We start from the raw sequence: 25432 nt of genomic DNA, 5'->3' as shown, positions 1-25432 counted from the left end.
ATTTTTTGGTTACTTTTGTTGTAAATCACTTAAAAGCTAGCTGAAATGAATCCGTTCGATGATGAATATTTTATGAAGAAAGCCTTGCAAGAAGCTCAGGCAGCCTATGATAAAGGTGAAGTACCAGTTGGAGCGGTGATTGTTTTCAAGAATCAAATAATTGGAAGGGCTCATAATTTAACGGAAACGTTAAATGATGTAACAGCACATGCCGAAATGCAAGCATTTACTGCCGCTGCCGATTATTTAGGTGGAAAATATTTAAAAGGCTGTACATTATACGTTACATTAGAACCTTGTCAGATGTGTGCTGGAGCAAGTTATTGGGCTCAGATAGGCAAAATTGTTTATGGCGCATCTGAGCCCAAATTGGGATTTACTGTTTTGGACACTAGGATTCATCCAAAAACTACAGTGATATCAGGGGTGTTAGAAGAAGAATGTAGTTTTCTTCTTAAAAAATTCTTTATAGAAAAACGTAATTTAAATTAATCCAAATCTATTGTTAAAGTTATAACAGAGGTATTTTGAGTGAATGAATAAATATCATCACCTCCTTTTCCTCCGTATCTATTTGATGCAAAGTATCCAGAATTTTGACCATTTCTTTTGATAAAACCAAAATCATCTGCATCACTATTAATTGGTACTCCAAGACTTTGTGGAGCACTATATTTATTATTTTCGAACTTCGAACAGTAAATATCTAAACCACCTTTGTTGTTCTTGTGGCTATCTGATGAAAAGTATAGGTTGTTATTCTCATCAACAAAAGGGAACATTTCTTTTCCTTTTGTATTTACTTTCGATCCTAAATTTCTTGGGGTACTGTATTTGTTGTCGCCTAGTATGTCAACTACGAATATATCCGATTCACCATGTGTCCCTGGCATGTTTGAGGTAAAATATAACTTCTGATCGTCATTACTTAAAGCTGGATGACCAACAGAATAGTTGTCTGAGTTGAATGGCAACTCAACAATATCTTTCCATTTGCCATTAACATTTGTTGCTTTATAAATTTTTAAAACGATTGAACCTCGTGAATCTCTTTTACCAGGTTTTCTCTTTTTTGCATTGGTCTTCGTAAAATAGATTGTTTTATAATCTTTTGTGAAAACAGCATTAGATTCGTGATATATTGTATTGATTTCTTTTGAAAAGGGAGTTACTCTTTTTTTCTTTGAGTAAAATTGAGGGGATTCATTTGTTTGATATAAATTGAAGAACTTTGCTTTCTTACTTGCGTTACTCGCCGCTGGTCTTGCAAAAACTAAAGTATTGTTTTCATAAAACGTTGGACCAATTTCAGAATGTCGGGTGTTGATTTCTAAATTTCTGATTTCATAATTGGTTTCTTGGGCTACTAAATGGTTTAGCGATAAAAATATTATTGCTATTACTATTTGTTTCATTGTAAGGGGATTTTTAAAGTTTATGTTTATTTATGGGTACTAGATTTCTATGCTCATATATGACTACGCAGTATCAAGTATGAGTTAAGGACACGTTTTCTACTAAAGCTTATTTGTCGTTTCGACACAACAAGCCCTATATAGAGTAAGGTTCTAAAAAATTATATGTTGATGTTTAATTGACTAAGAGAGTTTAGTCCGGATAATGTTTTTGTCTTTTTTCATTTTAGGGGATATTCTTTTAAGATTTGTAGTACTAATAAGTATGTTAATTATTCAGCACAATAAAACAATTCATGTTTTTTGTGTAAAACTTACTACGGATTCATACGTAATAAGAATAGTATTAGCGAAACTTAGGTTAAAAGTTCAATTTCTAATTTTAATTGTGGATCCTGATAGCAGCAGGTAGAATTTTTGTAGTTTTTGTTTTTTTCATTTTAAGGGGATGATTTAAATTATCGGAAAATTTCCAACAAGGTACGAAAAAAAAATAAAAAAACAACTTTTCTTTTAAGAAAAACTCACTGTTAACGAAATAGTTATGTTTAAATACTTCTGTTGCCTTTACTTTCATTGAATAATTATTTAAAGTTTTTAATTGATTTTTCTGAAGCAAAGGTATACTGAAAGTCAGGTGGTTAAGTGTAGTGAAGTATGGATGTTTACCATTTTATTTCTTAAAAAAATCCTACATGTAGAAAATGAGACATAAAATGTCGTATTTGTTTTTTTAAAGTTCTGTTTTTAAGGTTTTTATGTTTTTTGGTAAATCCTAATTTTAAAAAAGAGACTGTTGTTTACTTCCACTTTCATGCTCAAGTAGCCATTTTTTTCTCCAAGTACCACCTGCATAACCAGTTAAAGAACCATCCGATCCAATAACTCTATGGCAAGGAATTAGAATCCAAATCGGATTTTTACCATTAGCGGAGGCAACAGCTCGAATTGCTTTTACATCTCCTAGTTTTTTAGATTGATCTAAATAACTTTTAGTTCTACCAAAGGGAATATCGAGTAAGGCATTCCATACCTTTTGTTGAAACTTTGTTCCTTGAGGGTTTAGTTTTACTGAAAAATCTTTTCTTGTTCCTTCAAAGTATTCATTAAGTTGCTGAACACAGTTTTTTAATGGAAGCGGTAGATTATCGTTTTGTTTTTTTTCAAAAACTTCGTCTTCATTTAAAACAGAGACAGATTGTACTCCATCGTCATTACCAATAATTTCGGCAATACCTAATGGAGTTTTACAATATGCTGTTTTTAAGTCAGACACCAAATATATCTTTTGAGTTTTGAGTGGTAATTTCGGAAATTTCTTGGAAACTCAAACCGTATATGTCTACTAATTTGTCCACTACATTAGTTATATAACTACTTTCGTTACGTTTTCCTCTAAATGGAGTTGGGGCTAGGTAAGGAGAATCAGTTTCTAACACGATATGTTTTAAATCGATTTCTTTTAGAAATTTGTCGATTTTCCCATTTTTAAAGGTAGCAACTCCTCCAATTCCTAATTTCATATTATATGAAATAGCTTGTTTTGCTTGCTCAAAAGTTCCTGTAAAGCAATGGAATATCCCAAATAAGTCTTCGGACTTTTCTTCTTCTAGTATTTCAAAAATCTCGTCAAAAGCTTCTCTACAGTGAATAACAATAGGTAATTTCTTTTCTTTGGCCCATTGAATTTGAGTTCTAAAAGCTTCTTGTTGTTGAGTCAAAAATGATTTATCCCAATATAAGTCAATCCCTATTTCACCAATAGCATAAAAATTTCTCTGATCAATCCATTTCTTTACAAAAGCTAATTCTTCTTTATAGTTTTCTTTAACAGAAGTTGGATGAAGTCCCATCATTAAATAAACATCCTCAGAATAGTTTTTCTCTAAATCTAACATTCTATCCATGTATGTGCTATCAATTGCAGGAATAAAAAAACGAGAAACTCCCGCATCCTTAGCTCTTTCTATCATAGTTTGTCTGTCTTCGTCAAATTGCTCCGAATATAAATGCGTATGCGTATCAGTAATCATTTAATTTATGAATTGGTTTAACTATTACATTGATTTTATGTAATAATTGAGTTGTATCTTTGCCGCACAAAAGTACGAGAAATGGCAAGTTTGAAAAAAGTATTAAAGAAAAAGAAGTATCTAAAAATTAAACTAAAAAAAATAATTACAAACCATTTGGAGGTAAAGGCAGAAATAAATGGGATAAAAGGTAGATTTATTTTAGATACTGGAGCATCCAATTCTTGTGTTGGACTAGATTTAAAGGATCATTTTAATCTTATTTCAGAAGAAAGTGAGATAAAAGCGGCTGGTGCTGGAGCTACTGATATGGAAACTCATAAATCTCAAAACAATTCGTTGAAAATAGGAAAGTGGAAAACCATGAATTGCGATTTAGTACTTTTTGATTTATCACATGTGAATGCTGCTTTAACACAACAAAATGCTAAGGAGGTACAAGGTATTATAGGAGCAGATGTTTTGCAATCGGGAAAAGCTTTTATTGATTATAGTAAGAAGTATCTTTATCTTAAAAAACCAAAAAAGAAAAAGGTCATTAAATTGCCTTTTTAGCTTGTTATAAGTCGATAGCCGTTGTGTTTTTTACTTCGCTTATTGTAAATACACTATGAGTACTACCAATATGTTTTAAGCCTGTTACTTTATTAACCATAAATTCTCTGTAGGCTTCCATATCTTTTACATAAATTTTTAAAACATAATCATATTCTCCACTTACATGGAAACATTCAGTAATTTCTGGTAGCTTATTGATTTCATTTTCAAATACGGCAATGTACTCCTTTGTATGTTTTTCCAAACGAATATGACAAAATACTACGAGAGACTTATCAATTTTCTTTTTATCAATAAGTGCGGTGTATTTTTCTATAACCTGTTCTTTTTCGAGTTTTTTTACTCTCTCATAAACAGCGGTAACTGATAAATTTAACTGCAATGCTAAACTTTTAGTAGTTTGTTTGCTGTCCTTTTGTAAAAGGTTCAATAACTTTTTATCTGTTTGATCTAGCTTCATCTGAAAAATTATCTAAAGAATCATGAAAAACAAAGGATTTTTTCATCTCTTTCTTAATTTTGAAGATTAAAAATAGAAAAAATATCTATATTTTATGATTGTTGTTGATTTTTTATCAATTAAAAGTGAATTTAGTAATTAAATAAACAGTAAAATTTACTTTTAATGGAATTTAAACCAGCTAACAATATTCAAGATTTACAATACTTTGGAGAGTTTGGAGGAGTAAACCCTTCGGTATCCGATTCATCAACCTATACTTTTTTAAGTGCCAAAACAATGTTCGATACTTTTGAAGGTAATACAGATGGTTGTTATTTATATTCTCGCCATTCATCTCCGTCTAATTTATATCTTGGTGAAGCACTCGCAGCAATGGAAGGAACAGAAACGGCGAATGTTACTGCTTCAGGTATGGGGGCTATTACACCTACCATTTTGCAAATTTGTGGAGCTGGTGATCATATAGTGTCTAGCAGAACTATTTATGGTGGAACTTATGCCTTTCTGAAAAATTTTACACCAAGAATGAATATTCAAACATCATTTGTTGATATCACAAAGCTCGATGTTGTAGAAAGAGCCATCAACTCAAATACAAAAATGATTTATTGCGAAAGTGTGAGTAATCCGTTGTTAGAGGTTGCCGATATAAAAGGTTTGGCTGAACTTGCAAAAAAGCACAATTTAAAACTGGTAGTTGATAATACTTTCTCCCCACTATCAATATCACCTGCTCAATTAGGGGCCGATGTTGTTATTCATAGCTTAACAAAGTTTATTAATGGTAGTTCAGATACTATGGGTGGAGTTGTTTGCGGGACATCTGATTTTGTAAATACTCAGAAAAGCGTAATTGACGGAGCTAGCATGCTATTAGGAGCTTCTATGGATTCCATGCGTTCGGCTTCTATATTGAAAAATATGAGAACCTTGCATATTCGTATCAAACAGCACAGTAAAAATGCATTGTATTTGGCTGAAAGGTTTGAAAAGGATGGATTGAAAACAGTGTATCCTGGATTAGAGTCTCATCCGTCTTATAAGATTTTCAAAGAAATGATGAATATGGAATATGGGTTTGGTGGAATGTTAACTGTTGATGCGGGGTCTTTGGAAAAAGCGAATCAGTTAATGGAGTTAATGCAAGGAAGAAATATTGGATACTTGGCGGTAAGTTTAGGTTTTTATAAAACATTGTTCTCTGCCCCTGGAACATCTACTTCGTCTGAGATTCCTTTAGATGAACAAAAAGAAATGGGACTCACCGATGGACTTATTCGATTTTCAATTGGATTAGATGATGATATTGAAAGAACATATGAAATGATTAGAGAATGTATGTTAGAAGTTGGTGTTCTTTAGAGTACCAATTAACTAAGTATATTATTGTGAATAATGTGCGAACCCTGCTTTTTAGCAGGGTTTTTATTTGCCTTTTATTCTTTCTAAGAAAATGGTAAAATCTTCCTTAGAAGGTGGTGTTCCGTTAAAAGGAACAATATCCCATCTATTATTTATCTTTTTTAAATCAAATTTAAAAACAGAGGTTTTAGTATCGTTTGGATTTAATAAAGGATAACGCAAATCGTAATATCTATATTGAATTGAATCTTTTTCTAAATTAAAATAATTATTACTAAACCAAGCCAATGTTTTAATATCTGGATGATTTATATTGAGTAAATCGTGTTTCTTTTTAATAGTCAGTATCGTATCAATGCCCTTTTTGGAGTCGAATATAGAATAGAAGCCAACTTTAAAATCCTTGTCTGTTTCAGCAATACCATACCAAAGAAAGTTGTTTAAAATAGTCGGTTGAATAGAGTATCTTTTATAAGAAATATTAGCTTTATTAAAAGATTCTTTAAAAACTGAATCGATATAAAGTTTATTCATAAGAGTTAGCAGCATATAAAAGGAACTGATATACAAACTTAGTTTTACCAGTTTTCTTCTTTTACTACTTTTTCTATTGAAAAACATAGCGGCAATAAGAAGGAAAAGAAAAGGTAGTGTATATAAAGGGTCAACAACAGAGATATTGTTAAAGGCTACCCTGTAATTTGAGAAAGGTAAAAACAGCTGTGTTCCGTATGGTGTAAAAGAATCTAATATAGGATGCGTAAAAAGAGATAAGAAAAATAACCATATCCAATCTTTAGTGGTGGTTGTATCTTTTCTCCGTCCTTTATTATATAGGTAAAATGTCAATTTACCAAATAAGTAAGCCCCAATAAATGAAAATAAAATGGAATGCATAAACCCTCTATGAAAAGCCATAGCGTCAATTTCATTATGATAAATCAATCTCCCGAAAATGACGTCTAAATCAGGTATGGTACCACCAATGGCGCCAAATAGCATTGCTTTGTTTCCAATTTTCTTACCAAGAGCAACTTCACCGCAAGCCGCACCTAAAACAATTTGAGTTAATGAATCCATAGTAAACAAATGTACTAAACTGTTTCAATTTGTGTAATTCTTTTAAAAATGGTAACATTACACTTCTAAAAAACTAAACAATGCAAGAGGGTAAAAATTTAACCGAAATAAAAATTGAGGATCAAAAGATTATAGAAAACAAAGAGTTGAGTATTTGGGAGGCTTTAATTCCGGTTTTTGCTCTAATTGCAATGTTGGCTTATAACGTTTATGTTTTTGGAGATGATGCTTTAGCTGGAAGCAATCAATTTGTTTTATTGCTTGGAGGTGCAGTAGCGGCTTTTGTTGGTTTTAAGAATAAAGTTTCTTATAAACGCATGATGGAGGAGGTTGCTGAAAATATTAAATCGACATCTAGTGCAATTCTTATTCTTCTAATGGTTGGAGCATTGGCGGGTACTTGGTTGATTAGTGGTATAATACCCGCAATGATTTATTATGGTCTGCAAATATTGAATCCTACAATATTTTTAGTTGCTTGTTTAATTATATGTGCAGTAATTTCTATTGCGACAGGTAGTTCTTGGACAACAGCAGCAACAGTAGGTATTGCGTTAATAGGAATTGGAGAGGCGCTTGGTATTTCACTTGGAATGACAGCAGGAGCTGTATTGTCTGGTGCTTATTTCGGGGATAAAATGTCCCCAATGTCAGATACGACAAATTTGGCACCAGCAATGGCGGGAACTGATTTGTTTACGCATATTAAGTATATGACTTATACGACAGTTCCTACTTTTATTGTAACAGTTGTTTTCTTTTTGATTTTAGGGTTTACGCAAGAGACAACTGGAAATGCAGATATAGAAACAATGTTGATTGATATAAAAAAAGCGTTTGATGTAACCCCTTTTTTATTTTTGGTTCCACTTTTGGTTATTGTGCTGATCGTAAAGAAGACACCACCATTAATTGCTCTTTTAGCAGGTACGATATTGGGAGGAGTTTTTGCATTAATATTTCAACCTAATGTGGTTGCTCAAGTAGCCGAAGTAGAATCTTTAAATTTTAAATCAGCATATAAAGGAGTAATGAAAGCTATTACTGTTAAAACCTCAGTAGTAACAGATAATGAGGTGTTAAAAGACTTGTTTTCAGCAGGAGGGATGGTGAAAATGTTAAATACAGTTTGGTTGATACTTTTAGCCATGGTTTTTGGTGGAATTATGGATGCTATTGGAGCTTTAGCAAGAATAAGTAGGTTTATGTTGGACTTATTTGATTCTGTTTTTGGTCTTTTTACAAGTACAGTCTTCACTTGTATTGGACTTAACTTAACAGCTTCCGATCAATATTTGGCGATTGTTGTTCCAGGGAAAATGTATGCAAAGGCTTATCAAGATAAGGGGTTAGCACCAGAAAACTTGAGTAGAACTTTGGAAGATTCAGGAACGGTAACATCAGTGTTAATTCCATGGAATACATGTGGAGCTTATCATTCAGGAGTCTTGGGTGTGCCCGTTGTAGATTATGCTTTTTACGCTATGTTTAACTGGTTAAGCCCGTTTATGACCTTATTATTTGCTGCTTTTAGAATTAAAATTAGACAGATCGTTAAGAAGGATTAGTTCTTTCAGTTCTTAAAATACAAATGTGTTTATAAGTTTTTTTATTGAACTATGTTATTGGTGTTTTCATTCCAATAATAGCTGTCAGGATATGCTCTTTCTCCAAAAACGGCAGTTCCTACACGGATAATGGTAGCCCCTTCTTCAATTGCTATTTCAAGGTCGCCACTCATCCCCATGGAAAGTTCTTTCATACTAACATTAGAAATGTTTTCTGAAATGATGGCCTGTTGAAGTTGTTTTAAAAGTTGAAAGCACTCTCTGACTTTTTCTTTATCAGCACTAAATAAACCTATCGTCATAAGTCCTTTTATATGGATTCTATCAAAATGCGCGATTTGCTTAATTAAAGAAATAGCATTATCTGGAGAAACTCCAAATTTGCTCTTTTCTGCTGAGGTATTAACCTGAATAAAAACATTCATGTGTTTGTTTTCAAAAGTGAGTCTCTTTTGTAGTTTTTCAGCAAGACTTAAACGATCTAAAGATTGAATACAGGTAACACCGTACCGAAGTACTTCTTTTATTTTGTTACTTTGTAAGTGACCAATGAAATGTTTCTCATGTGGAACTGATAATAAGGCTTCATATTTTTCCTTTACTTCCTGAACCTTGTTTTCCCCTATTAACCTTTCATTATTGGATAGAGCTACTTTAATATTTTCAGGTTTCACAGTTTTCGTAGCTAAAAGAAGTTGTACTTCAGACACTTCTCTTTTAGAGTTAACACAGGCACTTTCAATTCTTGCGTGTATCTCTCTCAGATTATCAACTATGGATGAGTTCGTTGGCATGAGTTTTTTCTTTTACTTTTTCTTGAAGAATAATTTCTTTTTTAACTTGATTTTCTGTTAAATCCTTGGCTTCCGCATAGGAAATATTATAAGTTCTCTTAGTGTTTTGAAATTGTTCCGGAAACCTGGATAATATTTCGTCATAATAAATATCTAATTCATAAGTGCTGGGAAGTTCAAATGAAAGTTTTATTTCAAAGCGTCGAAGAAGTGCATGGTCAATCACTTCTACGAAATTGGTTGCACATATTAAGAGTATATTGCTGGGAATATGATCAATAAGTTGTAATAATGTGTTCACAACGCGCTTCATTTCACCTGAATCCTTAGTGTCATAATCTCTTAACTTTCCAAGGGAATCAAATTCGTCAATAAAGAGAACGGCATTTTCTCTAGTTGCTTTTTTAAAACTCAAGCTAATATTTCGGGAAGTTTCCCCAAGTTTGCTTGAAATGAATTCACTTAAATCAAGTGTTATGATCTTTTTATCTAGTTTTTTAGCAATGGCTTTTGCAGTTGCTGTTTTACCACAACCACTAGCACCATGAAATAGTATTTTATTAGTTACAGATAAATCATATTGTTTTAATAAAGTCAGATAAGTGTATTCATCAATTACTTGTTCTAGTTTGTCTTGATTTGCTTTGCTTAAATGAATACTATTTAAATCTAGTTTAATAGCATTGGGATTGGTAATAATATCGTAGCTCATAGTTTTTATAATTCTTTAATAGCGTGTTCAGGGCAATCAATTCTTAATTCATTCGTCTTTAGTTCCAATTCAAGAAGTTTGCAATAATGAGAATTGTTACTAAATAAATAGTTGTTGCAAGTGGTACACATACGTTGTATGGTAATTACTTCAGCCTTATTTAAACTAGCAATAAGGTTAAGCAAGCCATCTAGAATAACTTCTTTTTTAGTAGAATCCATACTCTCAAGTGTCTTTTCGAGAGGTTTGGTAAAAATAGAACTTTGTCTTGCGATAACCATTCCCTTGTTAGTGAGAGATATTGTATAACTTCTGGTATCTTTGGTATCACTTTCTTTTTTGATTAATTCTTTCCTGTGCAAAGCTTTAATACTATCACTAATAGTGGCTTTGGTCATGTTAAACTCTTTGGCCAAGTAACTGACTTTACAATGATCTTTGGAATGAAATAATAGAAAAATTAGAATTTGAATCTGAATTGGACTCAATGAGTTTTTTTTACTCTCGTCCCATAATAGAACTCTAAAGGCCTCAGAGATACGTTCTAAGGAAACAACAATTTTGCTGTCTATTTTTTTATCTTGGATAATAGGATTAAAAGAAGACATAAGAAAAGTTTTTGCTTCACAAAATTAGTAATCCTAACTATGTGAAGCAAAAAAATAGACTAATTTTTTAAATCCTCTAACGAAGCTCCGAAATTAATATGGAGAACGTTTCCTGTTGGAGTGATTAGTGCGGGGACTGATTTAACTTGCTTATTTTCTGCTTCGGAAACCCGATTTGATTGCTCTCCTAAATGAACAATTTCAACGTTATTTTCACCTATAAGTGTAATTATTTCTTCTTCAGCGGTTATACAAACTGGACATCCTGCATGATAAAAAATTGATTTTGACATGATTTTTAAATTTTAAAATTACAGTTGCAAATATAGTTAGGTTTCCTAACTAAAAAAATATTTTGTAAACTTTTTTAAAACTCTTGTAATTTTGCGCTATGAATTTTCCTGAAAAATTAAAGAGAAAAATAGAGCTTAGAAAAAATCAAAACTCACTTCGGTTTCTTGGAGAGGGTAATAACCTAATTGATTTTTCTTCCAACGATTATCTCGGTTTGTCGAAATCGAAAGAGCTTCATTTTGAGATAACTGAATGTTTAAAGAGATTGGAGGTAAACCAAAATGGAGCAACAGGTTCTCGTTTACTTTCAGGAAATCATAAGCTTTATAATTTAGTAGAAGATGAATTGTGTTCAATTCACAATTCAGAATCGGCTTTGATTTTTAATTCGGGGTACAATGCCAACTTAGGCATATTTTCAAGCATACCACAAAGAGGAGACATTATTTTATATGATGAGTTTATCCATGCCTCGATAAGAGACGGGATACAACTTTCTAATGCGAAATCTTATAAATTCAAACATAATAGTAATGAAGATTTAGAGGGCAAACTTGAAATGTTCTCCGTAAAAAATAATGGTACAGACCAAGAAATTTATGTAGTGACTGAATCTGTTTTTTCTATGGATGGAGATTCTCCTCATTTAGAAGCAATGATTCAGGTATGTAAGAAACATGGAGCTTATTTTATAGTTGATGAAGCACATGCTTTGGGGGTCTTTGGTCAAAATGGAAAGGGACTTACTCAAAAACTAGGAATAGAAAGTGACATTTTTGCAAGAGTTTTTACCTTTGGTAAGGGGTTAGGTTGTCATGGTGCTGTTGTTTTAGGGAGTAAAGAGTTGAAACAGTTTTTAGTAAATTATTCTCGTAGCTTTATATATACTACAGGTTTGGCTCCTCATTCAATTGCAACAATTAAAACGTCTTATGAATTTTTGCTTGGGAGCAAAGGTGAAGAAAGGCAACAACTTCTTGAAGCCAATATTCAACATTTTAGAGAAATAGCAAAGGAGTTAGGATTGAATTTCATCAAAAGCTCTTCGGCAATACACTGCTGCATTATTTCTGGAAATGAAAAGACAAAGAATATAGCCAAGAACCTGTCTGAAAGCGGTTTTGACGTTAAACCTATTTTATCTCCTACTGTGGCAAAAGGAAAGGAAAGATTAAGGTTTTGTTTACACAGTTACAATACTTCCAATCAAATTACCGAAGTTCTCCAGAAGCTTGCTACCTTTGTTTCGTATTGATTGTAAAACTATTTTTTAAATGCAAAAAAAGTATTTCATAACTGGAATTTCAACGGAAGTTGGTAAAACGGTGGTTTCGGCTATTGTAACGGAAGCTTTGGAGGCAGATTATTGGAAGCCTGTACAAGCTGGAGAATTGGAGAATTCTGATACTCATAAAGTGCGTAATTTGATATCTAATCGAAAGTCTATTTTTCACAGCAATGCTTATGCATTAGAAACTCCAATGAGTCCACATGCCGCTGCTGAAATTGATGGAGTTTCCATTGAATTGAAATCTATCGAAGAGCCAGAAACTGAAAATAATTTAGTGGTCGAAGGTGCTGGAGGATTACTTGTTCCTTTAAATGATACAGATACAATTTTAGATTTAATTAAACCTGACTACAAAGTCATTGTAGTTTCTCGTCATTATTTAGGAAGTATCAATCATTCTTTGTTAACAATAAACTTGTTGAAGGAAAAAGGATTTGATGTTTCTATTATTTATTCTGGAGAAGAACACAAAACAACCGAGAGTATCATCGAAAAAATGACTAATGTTCGAGTAATCGGACGAATTGATGAAGAACCTTATTTTGATAAGAATGTAATTAAAGAATATGCGGATCTTTTTAGAAATAATCTCTAGGAACAAGTATATACTTTTAACAAAAAAACTACATAAATGACGCTAAGAGAACGTGATAAAAAGCATTTGTGGCACCCGTTAACACAACATAAATTACATCCTGATCATTTGGCAATAACAAAAGCCAAGGGAGCACTGCTCTTTGATGATACTGGTAAAGAATATATTGATGGAATAGCTTCTTGGTATACTTGTATGTATGGGCATTGTAACGACTACATTACGGATAAGGTTTCCAAGCAAATGAAAGAGTTAGATCATGTAGTTTTTGCGGGATTTACTCACGAACCTGCTATAAAGTTGTCGGAAGAACTCATTAAGATTTTACCAGATAATCAACAGAAGATATTCTTTTCCGATAATGGTTCTACTTCAGTTGACGTAGCCATAAAAATGGCTTTACAATATCACTTTAATCAAGGAGATAAAAGAAACAAAGTAATAGCACTTGAAGGAGGTTTTCATGGAGATACTTTTGGAGCAATGTCCGTTTCAGGGTTATCAGTATATAACGGTCCTTTCGAAGACTTTTTTATTGATGTGGAAAGAATTTCTGTTCCAACCAAGGAGAATTTCTCAGAGGTAAAAACGCAGTTTGAAAGGTTATTAACAGATCATAAAGTAGCAGCCTTTATCTATGAACCATTAGTGCAAGGTGCTGCAGCTATGAAAATGCATGATGCTTCATTAATTGATGAACTTTTAGCCATTGCGAAAGAGCATGGTGTTGTTACCATTGCGGATGAGGTGATGACGGGATTCGGAAAAACGGGTAAAAACTTTGCTTCCGAACATTTACAAAACTTACCGGACATTATGTGTTTGTCAAAGTCCTTGACAGCTGGTTTAGTACCTATGGCAATTACAAGTTGTTCTCAGCAAATTTACGATGCCTTTTTAAGTGATGAACTCGGTAAAGGTTTTTTTCATGGACATACCTATTCGGCAAATCCTACAGCTTGTGCAGCAGCTTTAGCAGGAATCGAATTGTTGCAAAGTGAAAAAATACAGTCAAGAATTAAGAATATTATAGATTCTCATAAAGCATTTGAAGAAAAAATAAAGAACCATCCTAAAGTTAAAGAAACGCGTCAGTTAGGTGTAATTTTCGCTTTGGACTTAAACATAGAAATGGAACGTTATGGTAACCTTCGTTATCAATTATTTGACTTTTTTATGAAAAATGGCGTTTGTCTACGTCCGTTAGGAAGTACTATTTATATACTGGCTCCATTTGTCATTACTGATGAACAATTGAACAAAATTTATACAACTATTGAAAAAGCATTAGATACTTTCTAATGCTTTTTCAAGTAGGTTTATCTGTTCTTGAGTTTCTTTTATTTCAACATATAAATCTTCAAAAGCCCATTCTCCATCGGTTTTAATTCCTCTTACAATTAAAAAACCTTCACCTTTACTTCCTTTTATCGGAATTGAAAAGTCTACTTTTCCATCGTTGTTGTGAAGAGAAATATTTCCATTTGGAAACCCATCTTTTTCAATCGGACTTCCTAAAATTGAAAGGACTTTATCATTATTATTGGCTTGTTCGAGGGCATATTCAACAGGAGTAGCATTATTAATCATATTTGAAACCCCAAAAATAGCAGCTCCAATACCAAAAATAAAGAGTAAAATAATACCTAAGCACCCACTTACGGGAATAAACCATAACCAATTTCTACTAAACCAACTTTTTTGATTTTGATCTGACATAATAATTTTTTAATTAGGATTAAATTTGATTGAGTTCTTATAATACGACTTAAATTTAGTTGAAATGTTACAGGAATAATAGTACATTAATCATGTTATATTTCCATAAAAATTAATAAGAAGCTAATTCTGAAATTAGTCATTTCTTGTAAAAAAGAGGCTATTGCACTTGTAAAAGCTTAAAATCTCTAGGAAATTAGAAGGTAGTGGGGATAATAAGTTTTATTTTTGTCAAAATTTTTTTGGGTTTGAATAGAAGAATATCCATTACCTCACTTGCATCGTTATCCGCATTAGGGAGTACTTTTGAGGAAATTTGGGACAACTATACTGAGGATAAACATTTTCTTAATGAAAGGGAATATGAAAATTTTAATGCTTGGGTTGCCGAGCTGAAAACTTCAGATCAAAGGTTTATTGAAGAGCTACGAAGTTCTGATATAAAGTATAAAGATTTAGATGATTCTGTTTTGTTTTCATTATTTGTTGCTCGAAGGGCAGTTGAAATGGCAAACTGGAAGCCTGAGGATAATTTCGGGATTAACATTGGTTCTTCAAGGGGAGCAACTTCATTATTTGAGAAATACCATCAAGAGTATTTGGAAACAGGGAAGTCGTCAACTATTAGTTCTCCAACTACGACCTTAGGGAATATCTCTTCATGGATTGCACATGATCTTCAAACAAATGGACCAGAAATATCACATTCAATTACTTGTTCTACTGGATTACATTCACTATTGAATGGAGTAGCCTGGATTTTATCGGGGATGACAAATAAATTTTTAGTTGGAGGAAGCGAGGCTTCGCTAACAGGTTTTACCATTGCTCAAATGAAAGCATTAAAAGTATATGCTAGCAACAGTGATGAGTTTCCATGTAAGGCTTTAGATTTAAATAAGAAGAAAAACACCATGGTGTTGGGAGAAGGAGCCTCAGTGGTATGTTTGGAGGATGGTGAACAAGATAATGCCTTAGCAATTATCGAAGGAGTTGGATATGCTACGGAAGTACTAAAGCACAATATTTCAATATCAACAAACGCTGACTGTTTCCAAAAATCGATGAAAATGGCGCTACAGAATACTGAGTTAAGCGATGTAGATGTCATTGTAATGCACGCACCGGGAACCATTAAAGGAGATAAGTCGGAGCTCAATGCAATCAAAAAAGTATTTGGAAGTAATTGTCCTTTTTTGACAACTAATAAGTGGAAGTTAGGACATACTTTCGCTACATCTGGTTTGTTAAGTTTAGAACTGGCAATTTTAATGATGCAAAACCAAAAAGTAATTCATGTTCCATTTGTTGAGAAACAGGAAGAACCAAATAAGATAAATAAAGTATTGATAAATGCCGTTGGTTTTGGAGGTAATGCGGTGTCTGTGTTAATTAAGAATAAAGCTTAATTAAGTGAGATCAGATAGTTAAAAAAAAGCGACGAAAAATAGAATCGAAATATAGGAGTGTTTAAAACTTACTTAATCGGTAAAAAAGTCAAAAGCATAAATTAATTATTAGTACTTTTGAGTCTTCAAACAACTAACAAGTAAACTTAAGTTTATGAGCGACGTAAGAAATGATTGGACAAAAGAAGAGATATTAGCTATTTATAATAAGCCGTTAATGGAGCTTTTATATGAAGCCGCTTCATTACATAGAAAATATCACGATCCAAATACAGTACAAGTTAGTACCCTAATATCAATAAAAACAGGAGGCTGCTCTGAAGATTGTGGATATTGCCCACAGGCGGCTCGTTATCATACCAATGTTGAAGGAAATGATTTAATGACCGTTAACCAGGTGAAAGCTCAAGCATTAAGAGCAAAGTCTGGTGGTTCATCAAGAGTTTGTATGGGAGCTTCTTGGAGAAATGTTAAGGATGGTCCTGAATTTGATCAAGTTTTGGAAATGGTGAGGACTATTAACAAGCTTGATATGGAGGTATGTTGTACACTTGGAATGGTTACCGAAAATCAAGCAAAGCGTTTGGCTGAAGCTGGATTGTATGCCTATAACCACAATATTGATACTTCAGAAGACTATTATGATGATGTAATTTCTACAAGAGCATTTAAAGATAGAATTGACACTATTGAAAATGTAAGAAAAACCAATGTAACGGTTTGCTCTGGAGGTATTATTGGTATGGGAGAAAGTTTAGAAGATAGAGCAGGAATGCTTGAAACATTAACAAGATTCTCTCCTCACCCAGAGTCGGTACCAATTAATGCCTTAGTAGCGGTAGAAGGAACTCCTATGGAAGATCAACCGCCAGTTAATATTTTTGAAATGGTGAGAATGGTGGCGACTGCACGTATTGTGCTTCCTGAATCTCAAGTTCGTTTATCAGCGGGTAGAACACAAATGAGTAGAGAAGGACAAGCAATGTGTTTCTTTGCTGGAGCCAATTCGATATTTGCTGGAGATAAGTTGTTAACCACTCCAAATCCAGATATAAAGGAAGACATGATAATGTTTGAAGAATTAGGGTTAAATCCTCAGAAAGCATTCTACAAACACGAACAAAGAGAGTCTATTGAGGCCGAAAAATCTGAATACAAGGCTTTAGGTGAAAAACCAAAGTGGACAAGACCAGGGCATAAGATTGAAAGAAATGAGCAAAAGAAGAAAGAAGCCATCGCTTTTAAGAAAGAAGTTCATGCTTTGAAGAAAGAAGCTCTCTCTTTGAAAGAAGAGGATCTGGTTTTGAAGAAAGATAATGCAGTTTTAAAAGAAAAATAAGGTAAATACCGCCATAAAGAAAAGCATTCATTAATTCTTATATTAATGAATGCTTTTTTAACAAAGAGCTATGCAAAAAACTTCATAACAATTTCTTAACTTTACATTTGGAAAAATTGGAAGCAATGGGACTACAATTACAAAACGTAGATAGAGTCGAAACGATTACCAAAGAAGACTTTATTAAGAATTATTTTAAACCTCAAAAACCTGTGGTAATTGAGCGTTTTATTGAAGATTGGCCGGCATATTCAAAATGGTCTTTAGATTATATGAAAGAGGTTGCAGGAGATAAGACTGTTCCTTTATATGATGATAGACCTGTAGATTATAAAGATGGATTTAATGAACCTCATGCTACCATGAAAATGAGAGAGTATGTGGACTTATTAAAAAAAGAACCAACTAAGTTTAGAATCTTTTTGTGGAATATTTTAAAGGAAGTTCCACAGCTTCAAAAAGATTTTAAATTTCCGGATTTTGGATTGCGATTAATGAAAGGTTTGCCTATGCTTTTCTTTGGAGGTCGTGATTCATATACTTTTATGCATTACGATATTGATTTGGCCAATATTTTTCATTTTCACTTTGAGGGGAAGAAGAAATGTATTTTGTTCGATCAGAAGCAAAACAAATACTTATATAAAATTCCAAACTCGTTAATTACCAGAGAGGATATTGACTTTAACGATCCGGATTTTGAAAAATGGCCTGCACTTAAAAATGCAAAAGGATATGTAGCAGAGCTTGAGCATGGAAATGTTTTATACATGCCTGAAGGTTGGTGGCACTATATGAGATATGTTACACCAGGTTTTTCAATGAGTTTAAGAGCAATTGCCAGAAATCCAAAAAACTTAGGAAAAGCTGTTTACAATGTTTTTATCATGAGAACCGTAGATAATATCATGAGAAGAATAAAAGGTCAGAAATGGATTGATTGGAAAAATGAGCAAGCTGTTATTAGAACCAACAAAAGAAATAATGTTTCAGTTTAATAACGATTGAAATTAGATATAAAAAAAGGACTTGAAATTTTCAAGTCCTTTTTTATTTGTTGTTTTTGCTACAATTATTTAGCTGCAGCATATCTTCTTTCAACTTCATTCCAGTTAATTACTTTGAAGAAAGCATCAATATAATCTGGACGACGGTTTTGGTAGTTTAAGTAGTATGCATGTTCCCAAACATCTAATCCTAAGATAGGAGTTCCTCCACATGATACACCTGGCATTAATGGGTTGTCTTGGTTTGGAGTTGAACAAACTTCAACTTTTCCCCCTTTGTGAACACATAACCAAGCCCATCCTGAACCAAATTGAGTAGCTGCTGCCTTAGAAAAAGCATCGATAAAAGCTTCTTTCGATCCAAATTCAGCTTCAATAGCATCTTTTAATTCACCAGATAAATAACCTCTATCTTCTGGGTTCATTACAGTCCAAAATAAAGAGTGATTATAAAAACCTCCACCATTGTTACGAACAGCTCCATTGTTCATGTCTAAATTAGCAAGAATGTCTTCGATAGATTTATCGGCTAAATCTGACCCTTCAATAGCTGCATTTAATTTACTAGTGTATCCAGCGTGGTGTTTTCCATGGTGAATCTCCATAGTTTTAGCATCTATATGAGGTTCTAAAGCGTCGTGAGCATATCCTAATTCTGGTAATTCAAAAGCCATAATTTCTTAATTTTTAAAAGTTTAATTTTTTTAATTTTTCGAACGTAAATTTAGGATAAAAAAATAAGGCAAACAACCGTTTGCCTTATGGATATATTATATAGCTATAAAATTTATTTATACTATTCGTAAACTGGTTTTTCATCTAATGAAAACTCATTCATAAAACTTTCTGCTTTAGCAACAAGTTGTTTACTTCCGCAATAAAATGGAACTCTTTGATGCAGTTCTGTTGGTTTAATATCGAGTATTCTTGTGAAACCATCGGAAGCAGTTCCTCCTGCTTGCTCACATATAAAAGCCATAGGATTACATTCGTATAACAGACGTAATTTTCCCTTCGGGTTTATAGCTGTTGCAGGATAAATATAAACTCCTCCTTTAATAAGGTTTCTGTGAAAGTCAGAAACTAAAGAACCAATATATCTTGCTGTATAAGGTCTGTTATCCTCTTTGTTTAGTTCTTTACAGTGAATTAAAAAGCGTTTCATTCCTTCCTGAAAATGCGTGAAATATCCTTCACTTACCGAGTAAATTTTTCCTAACTCTGGAAACTTCATATTTGGATGTGATAAATAGAAAGTACCAATCGCTGGATTCAAGGTAAATCCATTGACACCATTTCCTGTTGTAAATACTAACATGGTTGAAGTTCCATAAGCAACATACCCAGCAGCTACTTGCTCATTACCTCTCTGTAAAAAGTCTTCTTGAGTGGCGGGCGTTCCCACTGGAGAAACTCTTCGGTAAATAGAAAAAATAGTTCCAACAGAAACATTTACATCGATATTCGAAGAACCATCTAATGGATCCATTAATAGTACGTATTTGTTTTCGTTGGTTTTGTTGTTTCCTTCAACAACAACGTAATCATCCTCCTCTTCGCTGGCAATACCACAAACAATCTCCCTATTAATTAAGGTTTGCTTAAACAAATCATTCGCTAAAACATCAAGTTTCTGTTGTGCTTCACCTTGAACGTTAATGTCTCCAGCAGCACCAGTAATATCAACTAACCCGGCTTTTCTGATTTCGTGGTTAACTACTTTAGCAGCCAAACGAATAGAGTTAATTAAGCGTGAAAGCTCTCCTGATGAATATTTGAAAGATTTTTGATTACTGATGATAAACTCACCGAGCGTCATATGCTTATTATTCATGTTAAAAAATTCTCTGGTTGTAAGCACAAAGATGCCAACTTTTTATCTTTTTACAACGTTTTCGTACTTTAAAATTTTTCAACAAATTAAAATGATGTGTTTTAAATTATTGGATTATTTTCATCAATAGGTTTTCAAAGTATCTTTACACAAAAAATCGACAATGGGTTTTATTATTAGAAACGGTGAGGTACATGATGTAAAAGCGATTCTTGGATTGATTAAAGAATTGGCTGAATTTGAGAAATTACCAAATGAAGTTGAGGTAACGGAAGATGATTTAATACGTGATGGTTTTTCTTCAAATCCTAAGTTTAAAACATTTGTAGCAGAAGAACCTAATGGAACAATCATTGGAATGGCTCTTTTTTATGAAAGATATTCAACTTGGAAAGGAAGAATAATTCATTTAGAAGATTTAATGGTAACGCAATCAAAAAGAGGAGTTGGAGCAGGAAAAGCTTTGTATACTGCAGTATTAAAATATGCTCATGTACAAGGATGTAAAAGAGTTTCTTGGGAAGTGTTAGATTGGAATAAGAGCGCTATCGATTTTTACGAAAGTACTGGAGCAGCCATTTTAGATGGTTGGCAAGTTGTACAGATGAATGAAAAAAGTTTAAAAGAATTTGTAGAGAGAAACTAAATAATGAGAATATTTAAGTTTGGAGGTGCATCGGTAAAAGATGCCGAGGCAGTAAAGAATGTTGTAAGGGTATTACAACATGAAGGAGCTGAAAATACATTAGTGGTAATATCAGCTATGGGTAAAATGACAAATGCCTTTGAGGTATTAATTGAGGCCTATTACAATAAACAAAATAACTTGAATGAAGCCTTAACGTTTATTCAAGACTTTCACAATAATATGATTCAAGGCCTGTTCGTTGATGAAAATCATAAAGTTGAGAATAAGGTAAACGATTTATTTGGTAAGCTAAGCGGTTTTCTAATAAGTAATGAATCAAGAAACTATAATTATGTATATGATCAAATTGTAGGATATGGAGAGTTATTGTCTACAACTATTGTAAGTGAATATTTAAGGAAAGTAGGGATAGAAAATACTTGGTTGGATGTAAGAGAGTATATAAAAACAGATACAAACCATAGAGATGCAAAAATTGATTGGGAGCTTACAGAGAAAACTATTAAAGAAAAGGTAAATACCCAAAAATTAAATATTACTCAAGGATTTATTGGAAGTAATAATGATGTTACTACCACATTGGGAAGAGAAGGTTCCGATTATACTGCAGGTATTTTTGCCTATTGTTTAAATGCCGATAGTGTAACTATTTGGAAAGATGTGGAAGGAGTGCTGAATGCTGACCCAAGGGTTTTTTCTGAAACAGAATTGTTACAAGAAATTTCATATACTGAGGCAATAGAAATGGCGTTTTATGGAGCTTCGGTAATTCATCCAAAAACAATACAACCTCTTGAAAAAAGGGATATTCCTCTATACGTTCGTTCCTTTGATGACTTAGATAAGCAGGGAACAAAAGTGAGTAAAGGAGTTTTATTAAAGCCTTTAGTATCATGTTTTATTGTGAAGAAGAATCAAATTTTGATATCTATATCAGCGAAGGATTTCTCTTTTATGGTAGAAAACAATATCAGCCATGTGTTTAGAAAATTACATGAATATAGATTAAAAGTAAACTTAATTCAGAATTCAGCTCTAAGCTTTTCAGTATGTGTTGATGATAAGTTTAAAAACTTCGAAAAGTTTTATGAAGAACTTCAAGAAACTTATAAGATCAAGTCTTACAAGGAAGTAACCTTGTATACCATTAGGCATTTTAACGATGATGCAATTAGTACAATCAGAAAGCGAGGTAAATCATTAATTAGACAAATAAATACAGAAACAGCTCAATTAGTCATCCAAGAAAACATGTAAAGCTCATAAATTTACGCTATATTTGCGGTTATGTCTAACTATATCTAAACATGGGATTAGTAACACCGAAGGAGGTCGCAAAAGCAATTGGAGTAGACAAGTTTGGAGTCTTTGGAACGTTTTCAGGCTGGCTGTTGATGAAAATTTTGCGTATCTCAAAAGCCAATGAGGTATACAATAAACACAAGCATAAGAAAGATTTACCTTTTTTAAATGGTTTGTTGGAAGAGTTTCAAATTGAGTTTGAAATTCCAGAAGAGGATTTGAAGAGAATACCTAAAGACGGTCCTTTTATTACCATATCTAACCATCCATTAGGTGGTATAGATGGTATCTTACTATTAAAACTTTTAGTTGAGCATAGAGCTGATTATAAAATTATAGCAAACTTTTTATTACATAGAGTTGATCCTTTGAAACCTTATGTAATGCCTGTGAATCCTTTTGAAGGACATAAGGATGCCAAGTCGAGTGTTGCTGGTATAAAAAATGCGTTATTACATTTAAGAGAAGGAAAACCTCTAGGTATCTTTCCAGCAGGTGAAGTGTCTACTTATCGTGATGGAAAGCTTATGGTGGATAAGGAGTGGGAACAGGGGGCTGTTCGTTTGATTAAAAAGGCGAAGGTTCCAGTAATTCCTATTTATTTCCATGCTAAGAACAGTCGACTGTTCTACTTTTTGTCAAAAATAAGTGATACGCTCCGTACAGCAAAATTGCCTTCTGAGCTTTTGTCACAGAAGCATCGAACAATAAAAGTTAGAATTGGAAAGCCTATTTCAGTGAAGGATCAGGAAGCTTACCCTGAGATTCCAGATTTTTACCAATTCTTAAGAAGGAAAACGTACATGTTAGCGAATCCATATGAAAAGTCTCCTCAAAAGATTTTATCGTCGCAGCATTTAAAAATTCCAAAGAAAGCAAAGAATATTTCTTCACAGAAAAACCCAGAATTATTTTTAAAAGAAGTTGAAAAGTTAAGAGCTTCTGATGCGCGTTTACTTAAGAGTAAAAATTATGAGGTGTTTTTTGCAAGCGCAAAACAAATTCCTAATTTACTTCATGAAATTGGTAGACTTCGAGAGATAACTTTTAGAGAGGTAGGGGAAGGAACAAATAAGTCTTTAGATTTAGATAAATATGATAGGTATTATTATCACATGTTCCTTTGGGATAGTGATAAAAACTGCTTGGCTGGAGCATACAGAATGGGCCTTGGTAAAGAAATTTACAAACGATATGGCATTAACGGTTTTTATATTCAAACATTGTTTAGAATAGAGCCAGAGTTATATTCAATGATGGAAGGATCAATTGAAATGGGAAGGGCTTTTATTATAAAACAATACCAACAAAAACCTATGCCATTGTTTTTGCTTTGGAAGGGTATTGTTCATGTAACTTTGCGTTACCCTGATCATAAATATTTAATTGGTGGCGTTAGTATTAGTAATCAGTTTTCGGAGTTTTCTAAGTCGCTTATGATTGAGTTTATGAAGTCTCATTATTATGATCCATATATTGCTCAATATATTCGTCCAAAGAAAGAATTTAAAGTTAAGCTAAAGGATACTGATAAAGATTTTGTTTTCGATGAAACGGAAGCAGATTTACAAAAGTTTGATAAAATAATAGATGAAATTGAGCCAGGGGCATTAAGAATACCAGTTTTAATTAAGAAATATGTTAAGCAGAATGCGAGATTGGTAGCATTTAATGTAGACCCGAAGTTTAACAACGCTGTTGATGGGTTAATGTATATTAAAGTTTCAGATATACCGGATAGTACGGTTAAGCCTGTTATGGAAGAGTTTCAAGCAGAATTGGAAAGAAGAGCTAGTGAATCAGCCAATGTAGGTGTAGAGTAGCTTAAAAACTCAATAATAGAAATAAAAAAAGTCTCCAATTTGGAGACTTTTTTTATTTTAAATATGATGAATTACGCTTTAGCGTGACATTCGTTTTTACAGTCATCAGTGCAAGCCATTTTCTTATCTTTTCTATCACAACATTCTTTAGTTGCAGCAGTATCTTTTCCTTCTTCTTTTTTACAACAGCTTTTTTTGTCACCTTCTTTGCAAGATGCTTTCTTTGAAGATTCTGTTGCTTTATAGGTAGTCCCATCTGCAATTCCATCAATAAAAGCTATAATATCTTTCTTGTTTGTTTTATTGGCATCATATTTTACATTCGCCATGTTGTCTGCAAATACAACGTCCGCATCAATAATACCTTCTTTTTTAGAAAGTTTTGAAGCTATTGTTTTTGCACAGCCTATTTCACAAGTCATTCCAGAAATAGCAAAGCTTGCTTCTTCTATTTTGGCAGCAACTTCTTCTTTCTGAGATTCTACTTCTTTGTTTCCTTCTTTTTTACAGCTTACTGTAAAAAAACACACTAAGGCAAATGCTATTAATAATTTTTCAATTTTCATCACTTTAAATTATAGGATTATTATACAAATTTATTAATAAAATGGCATTATCGTATATAAATAGTCGATTTTTGTGCTCAAAATGAACGGATAATGAATGGGGCACAACAAAAATGGATTTATCTAATAGTTCTTTCTCTTATTTGGGGAAGTTCTTTTATTTTAATGAAAAAGGCTTTAATTGGTTTAACACCAATTCAACTTGGAGCATTGAGAGTAATTATTACTGGTGTTTTTTTATTGATAATTGGTTATTCATCAATAAAAAAAATACAAAAGCATCATTGGAAGTGGGTTTTGTTAAGTGCGTTATTAGGTACTTTTTTCCCAGCTTTTTTGTATGCTTATGCAGTAAAAGGAATAGATAGTTCGATAGCATCAATTTTGAACTCGATTACTCCATTTAATGCTTTATGGATTGGAGCAACTTTTTTCAGTTTTAGTTTTAAAAGAAGTCAGTTACTTGGAATATTTATTGGTCTCATAGGAACGGTAACACTAATACTCCAAGGAGCAAATATGAATCCTGACCAAAATTATTGGTATGCCTTGTTGCCAATAATTTCTTCTTTTGGATATGCCTTTAATGTGAATATTATAAAGAAATATTTACAAGATATTGATGCTTTAGCAATCACTGCAGGTAATTTTGTTTTAATTATTATACCGGCATTGGTTGTATTAGCGTATACTGGATTCTTTACATCTTTTGAATTAACATCGGAAACAAAACCTGCTTTAGGTTATATCTTTATTTTGGCCATAGTAGGAACGGGGTTAGCTAAGATTATATTCAATAAATTAATTCAAATATCGTCACCAATTTTTTCAACTTCAGTAACCTATTTAATACCAATTGTAGCCGTAATGTGGGGTGTTATTGATGGAGAAAAGTTGAGTCTTTTACAGTTACTGGCAGGAATTATAATCTTGCTTGGTGTGTATTTGGTAAATAAAAAAAAATAAAGAGCCAAGGTTTTCCTTGGCTCTTCTTACAATTAAATGATTTAT

Annotated in this window: 27 protein-coding genes; 14 read left to right on the top strand and 13 right to left on the bottom strand. The window is 32.7% G+C overall.

Features of this window, described 5'->3' with window-relative positions:
- Positions 1–45 precede the first annotated feature (45 nt).
- Positions 46–492: a nucleoside deaminase gene (locus ACKTTV_RS03650; RefSeq protein WP_408029456.1), complete on the top strand. Its 447-nt coding sequence runs from the start codon at positions 46–48 to the stop codon at positions 490–492.
- Here the strand turns inward: ACKTTV_RS03650 and ACKTTV_RS03645 are convergent.
- The 3 genes from ACKTTV_RS03645 to ACKTTV_RS03635 form a co-directional block, all read right to left on the bottom strand.
- On the bottom strand, positions 489–1415 hold the full coding sequence (locus tag ACKTTV_RS03645) for a TolB family protein (protein ID WP_408029455.1): 927 nt from the start codon (positions 1413–1415) through the stop codon (positions 489–491). The two genes, ACKTTV_RS03650 and ACKTTV_RS03645, sit on opposite strands and share 4 nt — an antisense overlap.
- Before the next feature lie 781 nt (positions 1416–2196).
- Positions 2197–2691, bottom strand: coding sequence for a methylated-DNA--[protein]-cysteine S-methyltransferase (locus ACKTTV_RS03640; RefSeq protein ID WP_408029454.1), 495 nt, complete (start codon positions 2689–2691; stop codon positions 2197–2199).
- Entirely contained in the window at positions 2684–3448 is a 765-nt protein-coding gene (locus ACKTTV_RS03635) for a TatD family hydrolase (RefSeq protein ID WP_408029453.1), read from the bottom strand. The genes ACKTTV_RS03640 and ACKTTV_RS03635 overlap by 8 nt, the downstream gene beginning before the upstream one ends.
- Positions 3449–3529: 81 nt before the next feature.
- On the opposite strand from ACKTTV_RS03635, the gene ACKTTV_RS03630 reads away from it, so the two are divergent.
- Positions 3530–4003, top strand: coding sequence for a retropepsin-like aspartic protease (locus tag ACKTTV_RS03630; RefSeq protein WP_408029452.1), 474 nt, complete (start codon positions 3530–3532; stop codon positions 4001–4003).
- 4 nt (positions 4004–4007) lie between these two features.
- Here the strand turns inward: ACKTTV_RS03630 and ACKTTV_RS03625 are convergent, their stop codons facing one another.
- Positions 4008–4466: an Lrp/AsnC family transcriptional regulator gene (locus ACKTTV_RS03625; RefSeq protein WP_408029451.1), complete on the bottom strand. Its 459-nt coding sequence runs from the start codon at positions 4464–4466 to the stop codon at positions 4008–4010.
- A gap of 165 nt (positions 4467–4631) precedes the next feature.
- Between ACKTTV_RS03625 and ACKTTV_RS03620 the strand changes: the two genes are divergently transcribed.
- Entirely contained in the window at positions 4632–5831 is a 1200-nt protein-coding gene (locus ACKTTV_RS03620; RefSeq protein WP_408029450.1) for an aminotransferase class I/II-fold pyridoxal phosphate-dependent enzyme, read from the top strand.
- Positions 5832–5894: 63 nt separating this feature from the next.
- Here ACKTTV_RS03620 and ACKTTV_RS03615 read toward each other — a convergent pair whose 3' ends face one another.
- On the bottom strand, positions 5895–6911 hold the full coding sequence (locus tag ACKTTV_RS03615; protein WP_408029449.1) for a metal-dependent hydrolase: 1017 nt from the start codon (positions 6909–6911) through the stop codon (positions 5895–5897).
- A gap of 80 nt (positions 6912–6991) precedes the next feature.
- On the opposite strand from ACKTTV_RS03615, the gene nhaC reads away from it, so the two are divergent.
- Positions 6992–8479 (top strand): Na+/H+ antiporter NhaC, encoded by a 1488-nt coding sequence (gene nhaC, locus ACKTTV_RS03610; protein ID WP_408029448.1) that lies wholly within the window; start codon positions 6992–6994, stop codon positions 8477–8479.
- A 41-nt stretch (positions 8480–8520) separates the two neighbouring features.
- On the opposite strand, the gene ACKTTV_RS03605 is transcribed toward nhaC, so the two are convergent.
- From ACKTTV_RS03605 to ACKTTV_RS03590, 4 genes are read right to left on the bottom strand one after another with little or no spacing between them, the layout of a single operon-like run.
- Positions 8521–9273, bottom strand: a complete 753-nt coding sequence (locus ACKTTV_RS03605) for a YggS family pyridoxal phosphate-dependent enzyme (protein WP_408029447.1) — start codon at positions 9271–9273, stop codon at positions 8521–8523.
- Positions 9248–9985: an AAA family ATPase gene (locus tag ACKTTV_RS03600; RefSeq protein WP_408029446.1), complete on the bottom strand. Its 738-nt coding sequence runs from the start codon at positions 9983–9985 to the stop codon at positions 9248–9250. The genes ACKTTV_RS03605 and ACKTTV_RS03600 overlap by 26 nt, the downstream gene beginning before the upstream one ends.
- 5 nt (positions 9986–9990) lie before the next feature.
- Positions 9991–10593, bottom strand: coding sequence for a MarR family winged helix-turn-helix transcriptional regulator (locus ACKTTV_RS03595; RefSeq protein ID WP_408029445.1), 603 nt, complete (start codon positions 10591–10593; stop codon positions 9991–9993).
- Between the two features lie 59 nt (positions 10594–10652).
- Entirely contained in the window at positions 10653–10886 is a 234-nt protein-coding gene (locus tag ACKTTV_RS03590) for a thioredoxin family protein (RefSeq protein ID WP_408029444.1), read from the bottom strand.
- Positions 10887–10984: 98 nt separating this feature from the next.
- Between ACKTTV_RS03590 and ACKTTV_RS03585 the strand changes: the two genes are divergently transcribed.
- The 3 genes from ACKTTV_RS03585 to bioA are packed head-to-tail and all read left to right on the top strand — an operon-like array spanning position 10985 to position 14075.
- On the top strand, positions 10985–12142 hold the full coding sequence (locus ACKTTV_RS03585) for an aminotransferase class I/II-fold pyridoxal phosphate-dependent enzyme (protein ID WP_408029443.1): 1158 nt from the start codon (positions 10985–10987) through the stop codon (positions 12140–12142).
- A 19-nt stretch (positions 12143–12161) separates the two neighbouring features.
- Entirely contained in the window at positions 12162–12773 is a 612-nt protein-coding gene (gene bioD / locus ACKTTV_RS03580) for a dethiobiotin synthase (protein WP_408029442.1), read from the top strand.
- 36 nt (positions 12774–12809) lie between these two features.
- Entirely contained in the window at positions 12810–14075 is a 1266-nt protein-coding gene (bioA, locus tag ACKTTV_RS03575) for an adenosylmethionine--8-amino-7-oxononanoate transaminase (protein WP_408029441.1), read from the top strand.
- Here bioA and ACKTTV_RS03570 read toward each other — a convergent pair.
- Positions 14061–14492, bottom strand: coding sequence for a cytochrome c oxidase assembly factor Coa1 family protein (locus ACKTTV_RS03570; protein WP_408029440.1), 432 nt, complete (start codon positions 14490–14492; stop codon positions 14061–14063). The two genes, bioA and ACKTTV_RS03570, sit on opposite strands and share 15 nt — an antisense overlap.
- 248 nt (positions 14493–14740) lie before the next feature.
- Here ACKTTV_RS03570 and ACKTTV_RS03565 point away from each other — a divergent pair, with 248 nt between their 5' ends.
- From ACKTTV_RS03565 to ACKTTV_RS03555, 3 genes are all read left to right on the top strand, one after another.
- Entirely contained in the window at positions 14741–15901 is a 1161-nt protein-coding gene (locus ACKTTV_RS03565) for a beta-ketoacyl synthase N-terminal-like domain-containing protein (RefSeq protein WP_408029439.1), read from the top strand.
- A gap of 154 nt (positions 15902–16055) precedes the next feature.
- A complete protein-coding gene (gene bioB / locus ACKTTV_RS03560; protein WP_408029438.1) occupies positions 16056–17240 on the top strand; it encodes a biotin synthase BioB in 1185 nt (394 codons plus the stop codon).
- Between the two features lie 125 nt (positions 17241–17365).
- Entirely contained in the window at positions 17366–18238 is an 873-nt protein-coding gene (locus ACKTTV_RS03555) for a cupin-like domain-containing protein (RefSeq protein ID WP_408029437.1), read from the top strand.
- A gap of 74 nt (positions 18239–18312) precedes the next feature.
- On the opposite strand, the gene ACKTTV_RS03550 is transcribed toward ACKTTV_RS03555, so the two are convergent.
- Positions 18313–18921, bottom strand: a complete 609-nt coding sequence (locus ACKTTV_RS03550; protein ID WP_408029436.1) for a superoxide dismutase — start codon at positions 18919–18921, stop codon at positions 18313–18315.
- 122 nt (positions 18922–19043) lie between these two features.
- On the bottom strand, positions 19044–20081 hold the full coding sequence (gene fbp, locus ACKTTV_RS03545; RefSeq protein ID WP_408029435.1) for a class 1 fructose-bisphosphatase: 1038 nt from the start codon (positions 20079–20081) through the stop codon (positions 19044–19046).
- Positions 20082–20244: 163 nt separating this feature from the next.
- On the opposite strand from fbp, the gene ACKTTV_RS03540 reads away from it, so the two are divergent.
- Genes ACKTTV_RS03540 through ACKTTV_RS03530 form a run of 3 tightly spaced genes read left to right on the top strand, consistent with a single transcriptional unit; the run spans position 20245 to position 23855 of the window.
- Positions 20245–20727: a GNAT family N-acetyltransferase gene (locus ACKTTV_RS03540; RefSeq protein ID WP_408029434.1), complete on the top strand. Its 483-nt coding sequence runs from the start codon at positions 20245–20247 to the stop codon at positions 20725–20727.
- 3 nt (positions 20728–20730) lie between these two features.
- The gene (locus ACKTTV_RS03535) at positions 20731–21987 is read left to right on the top strand and encodes an aspartate kinase (protein WP_408029433.1); all 1257 of its coding nucleotides are present in this window, start codon (positions 20731–20733) and stop codon (positions 21985–21987) included.
- 50 nt (positions 21988–22037) lie between these two features.
- Complete coding sequence (locus ACKTTV_RS03530; protein ID WP_408029432.1) at positions 22038–23855, top strand: GNAT family N-acyltransferase; 1818 nt, start codon at positions 22038–22040, stop codon at positions 23853–23855.
- A 71-nt stretch (positions 23856–23926) separates the two neighbouring features.
- Here the strand turns inward: ACKTTV_RS03530 and ACKTTV_RS03525 are convergent, their stop codons facing one another.
- Positions 23927–24421 carry a cation transporter gene (locus ACKTTV_RS03525; protein WP_408029431.1) on the bottom strand — a complete coding sequence of 165 codons (495 nt, stop codon included), beginning with the start codon at positions 24419–24421 and terminating at the stop codon, positions 23927–23929.
- Between the two features lie 93 nt (positions 24422–24514).
- On the opposite strand from ACKTTV_RS03525, the gene ACKTTV_RS03520 reads away from it, so the two are divergent.
- Positions 24515–25387, top strand: coding sequence for a DMT family transporter (locus ACKTTV_RS03520; protein ID WP_408029430.1), 873 nt, complete (start codon positions 24515–24517; stop codon positions 25385–25387).
- Positions 25388–25432 lie beyond the last annotated feature (45 nt).

It is taken from the genome of Tenacibaculum xiamenense, from assembly GCF_964513065.1.
Taxonomy (GTDB): domain Bacteria; phylum Bacteroidota; class Bacteroidia; order Flavobacteriales; family Flavobacteriaceae; genus Polaribacter; species Polaribacter xiamenense.
The sequence above is the reverse complement of the archived record's forward strand: the minus strand, read 5'-3'. Positions and strand labels throughout refer to the sequence as shown.

Excerpts from the sequence above, each read along its gene's own strand:
- ACKTTV_RS03650 (WP_408029456.1), top strand. The coding sequence starts at position 46 with ATGAATCCGTTCGATGATGAATATTTTATGAAGAAAGCCTTGCAAGAA.
- ACKTTV_RS03645 (WP_408029455.1), bottom strand. The coding sequence starts at position 1,415 with ATGAAACAAATAGTAATAGCAATAATATTTTTATCGCTAAACCATTTA.
- ACKTTV_RS03635 (WP_408029453.1), bottom strand. The coding sequence starts at position 3,448 with ATGATTACTGATACGCATACGCATTTATATTCGGAGCAATTTGACGAA.
- ACKTTV_RS03630 (WP_408029452.1), top strand. The coding sequence starts at position 3,530 with ATGGCAAGTTTGAAAAAAGTATTAAAGAAAAAGAAGTATCTAAAAATT.
- ACKTTV_RS03625 (WP_408029451.1), bottom strand. The coding sequence starts at position 4,466 with ATGAAGCTAGATCAAACAGATAAAAAGTTATTGAACCTTTTACAAAAG.
- ACKTTV_RS03620 (WP_408029450.1), top strand. The coding sequence starts at position 4,632 with ATGGAATTTAAACCAGCTAACAATATTCAAGATTTACAATACTTTGGA.
- ACKTTV_RS03615 (WP_408029449.1), bottom strand. The coding sequence starts at position 6,911 with ATGGATTCATTAACTCAAATTGTTTTAGGTGCGGCTTGCGGTGAAGTT.
- nhaC (WP_408029448.1), top strand. The coding sequence starts at position 6,992 with ATGCAAGAGGGTAAAAATTTAACCGAAATAAAAATTGAGGATCAAAAG.
- ACKTTV_RS03605 (WP_408029447.1), bottom strand. The coding sequence starts at position 9,273 with ATGCCAACGAACTCATCCATAGTTGATAATCTGAGAGAGATACACGCA.
- ACKTTV_RS03600 (WP_408029446.1), bottom strand. The coding sequence starts at position 9,985 with ATGAGCTACGATATTATTACCAATCCCAATGCTATTAAACTAGATTTA.
- ACKTTV_RS03595 (WP_408029445.1), bottom strand. The coding sequence starts at position 10,593 with ATGTCTTCTTTTAATCCTATTATCCAAGATAAAAAAATAGACAGCAAA.
- ACKTTV_RS03590 (WP_408029444.1), bottom strand. The coding sequence starts at position 10,886 with ATGTCAAAATCAATTTTTTATCATGCAGGATGTCCAGTTTGTATAACC.
- ACKTTV_RS03585 (WP_408029443.1), top strand. The coding sequence starts at position 10,985 with ATGAATTTTCCTGAAAAATTAAAGAGAAAAATAGAGCTTAGAAAAAAT.
- bioD (WP_408029442.1), top strand. The coding sequence starts at position 12,162 with ATGCAAAAAAAGTATTTCATAACTGGAATTTCAACGGAAGTTGGTAAA.
- bioA (WP_408029441.1), top strand. The coding sequence starts at position 12,810 with ATGACGCTAAGAGAACGTGATAAAAAGCATTTGTGGCACCCGTTAACA.
- ACKTTV_RS03570 (WP_408029440.1), bottom strand. The coding sequence starts at position 14,492 with ATGTCAGATCAAAATCAAAAAAGTTGGTTTAGTAGAAATTGGTTATGG.
- bioB (WP_408029438.1), top strand. The coding sequence starts at position 16,056 with ATGAGCGACGTAAGAAATGATTGGACAAAAGAAGAGATATTAGCTATT.
- ACKTTV_RS03555 (WP_408029437.1), top strand. The coding sequence starts at position 17,366 with ATGGGACTACAATTACAAAACGTAGATAGAGTCGAAACGATTACCAAA.
- ACKTTV_RS03550 (WP_408029436.1), bottom strand. The coding sequence starts at position 18,921 with ATGGCTTTTGAATTACCAGAATTAGGATATGCTCACGACGCTTTAGAA.
- fbp (WP_408029435.1), bottom strand. The coding sequence starts at position 20,081 with ATGAATAATAAGCATATGACGCTCGGTGAGTTTATCATCAGTAATCAA.
- ACKTTV_RS03540 (WP_408029434.1), top strand. The coding sequence starts at position 20,245 with ATGGGTTTTATTATTAGAAACGGTGAGGTACATGATGTAAAAGCGATT.
- ACKTTV_RS03535 (WP_408029433.1), top strand. The coding sequence starts at position 20,731 with ATGAGAATATTTAAGTTTGGAGGTGCATCGGTAAAAGATGCCGAGGCA.
- ACKTTV_RS03530 (WP_408029432.1), top strand. The coding sequence starts at position 22,038 with ATGGGATTAGTAACACCGAAGGAGGTCGCAAAAGCAATTGGAGTAGAC.
- ACKTTV_RS03525 (WP_408029431.1), bottom strand. The coding sequence starts at position 24,421 with ATGAAAATTGAAAAATTATTAATAGCATTTGCCTTAGTGTGTTTTTTT.
- ACKTTV_RS03520 (WP_408029430.1), top strand. The coding sequence starts at position 24,515 with ATGAATGGGGCACAACAAAAATGGATTTATCTAATAGTTCTTTCTCTT.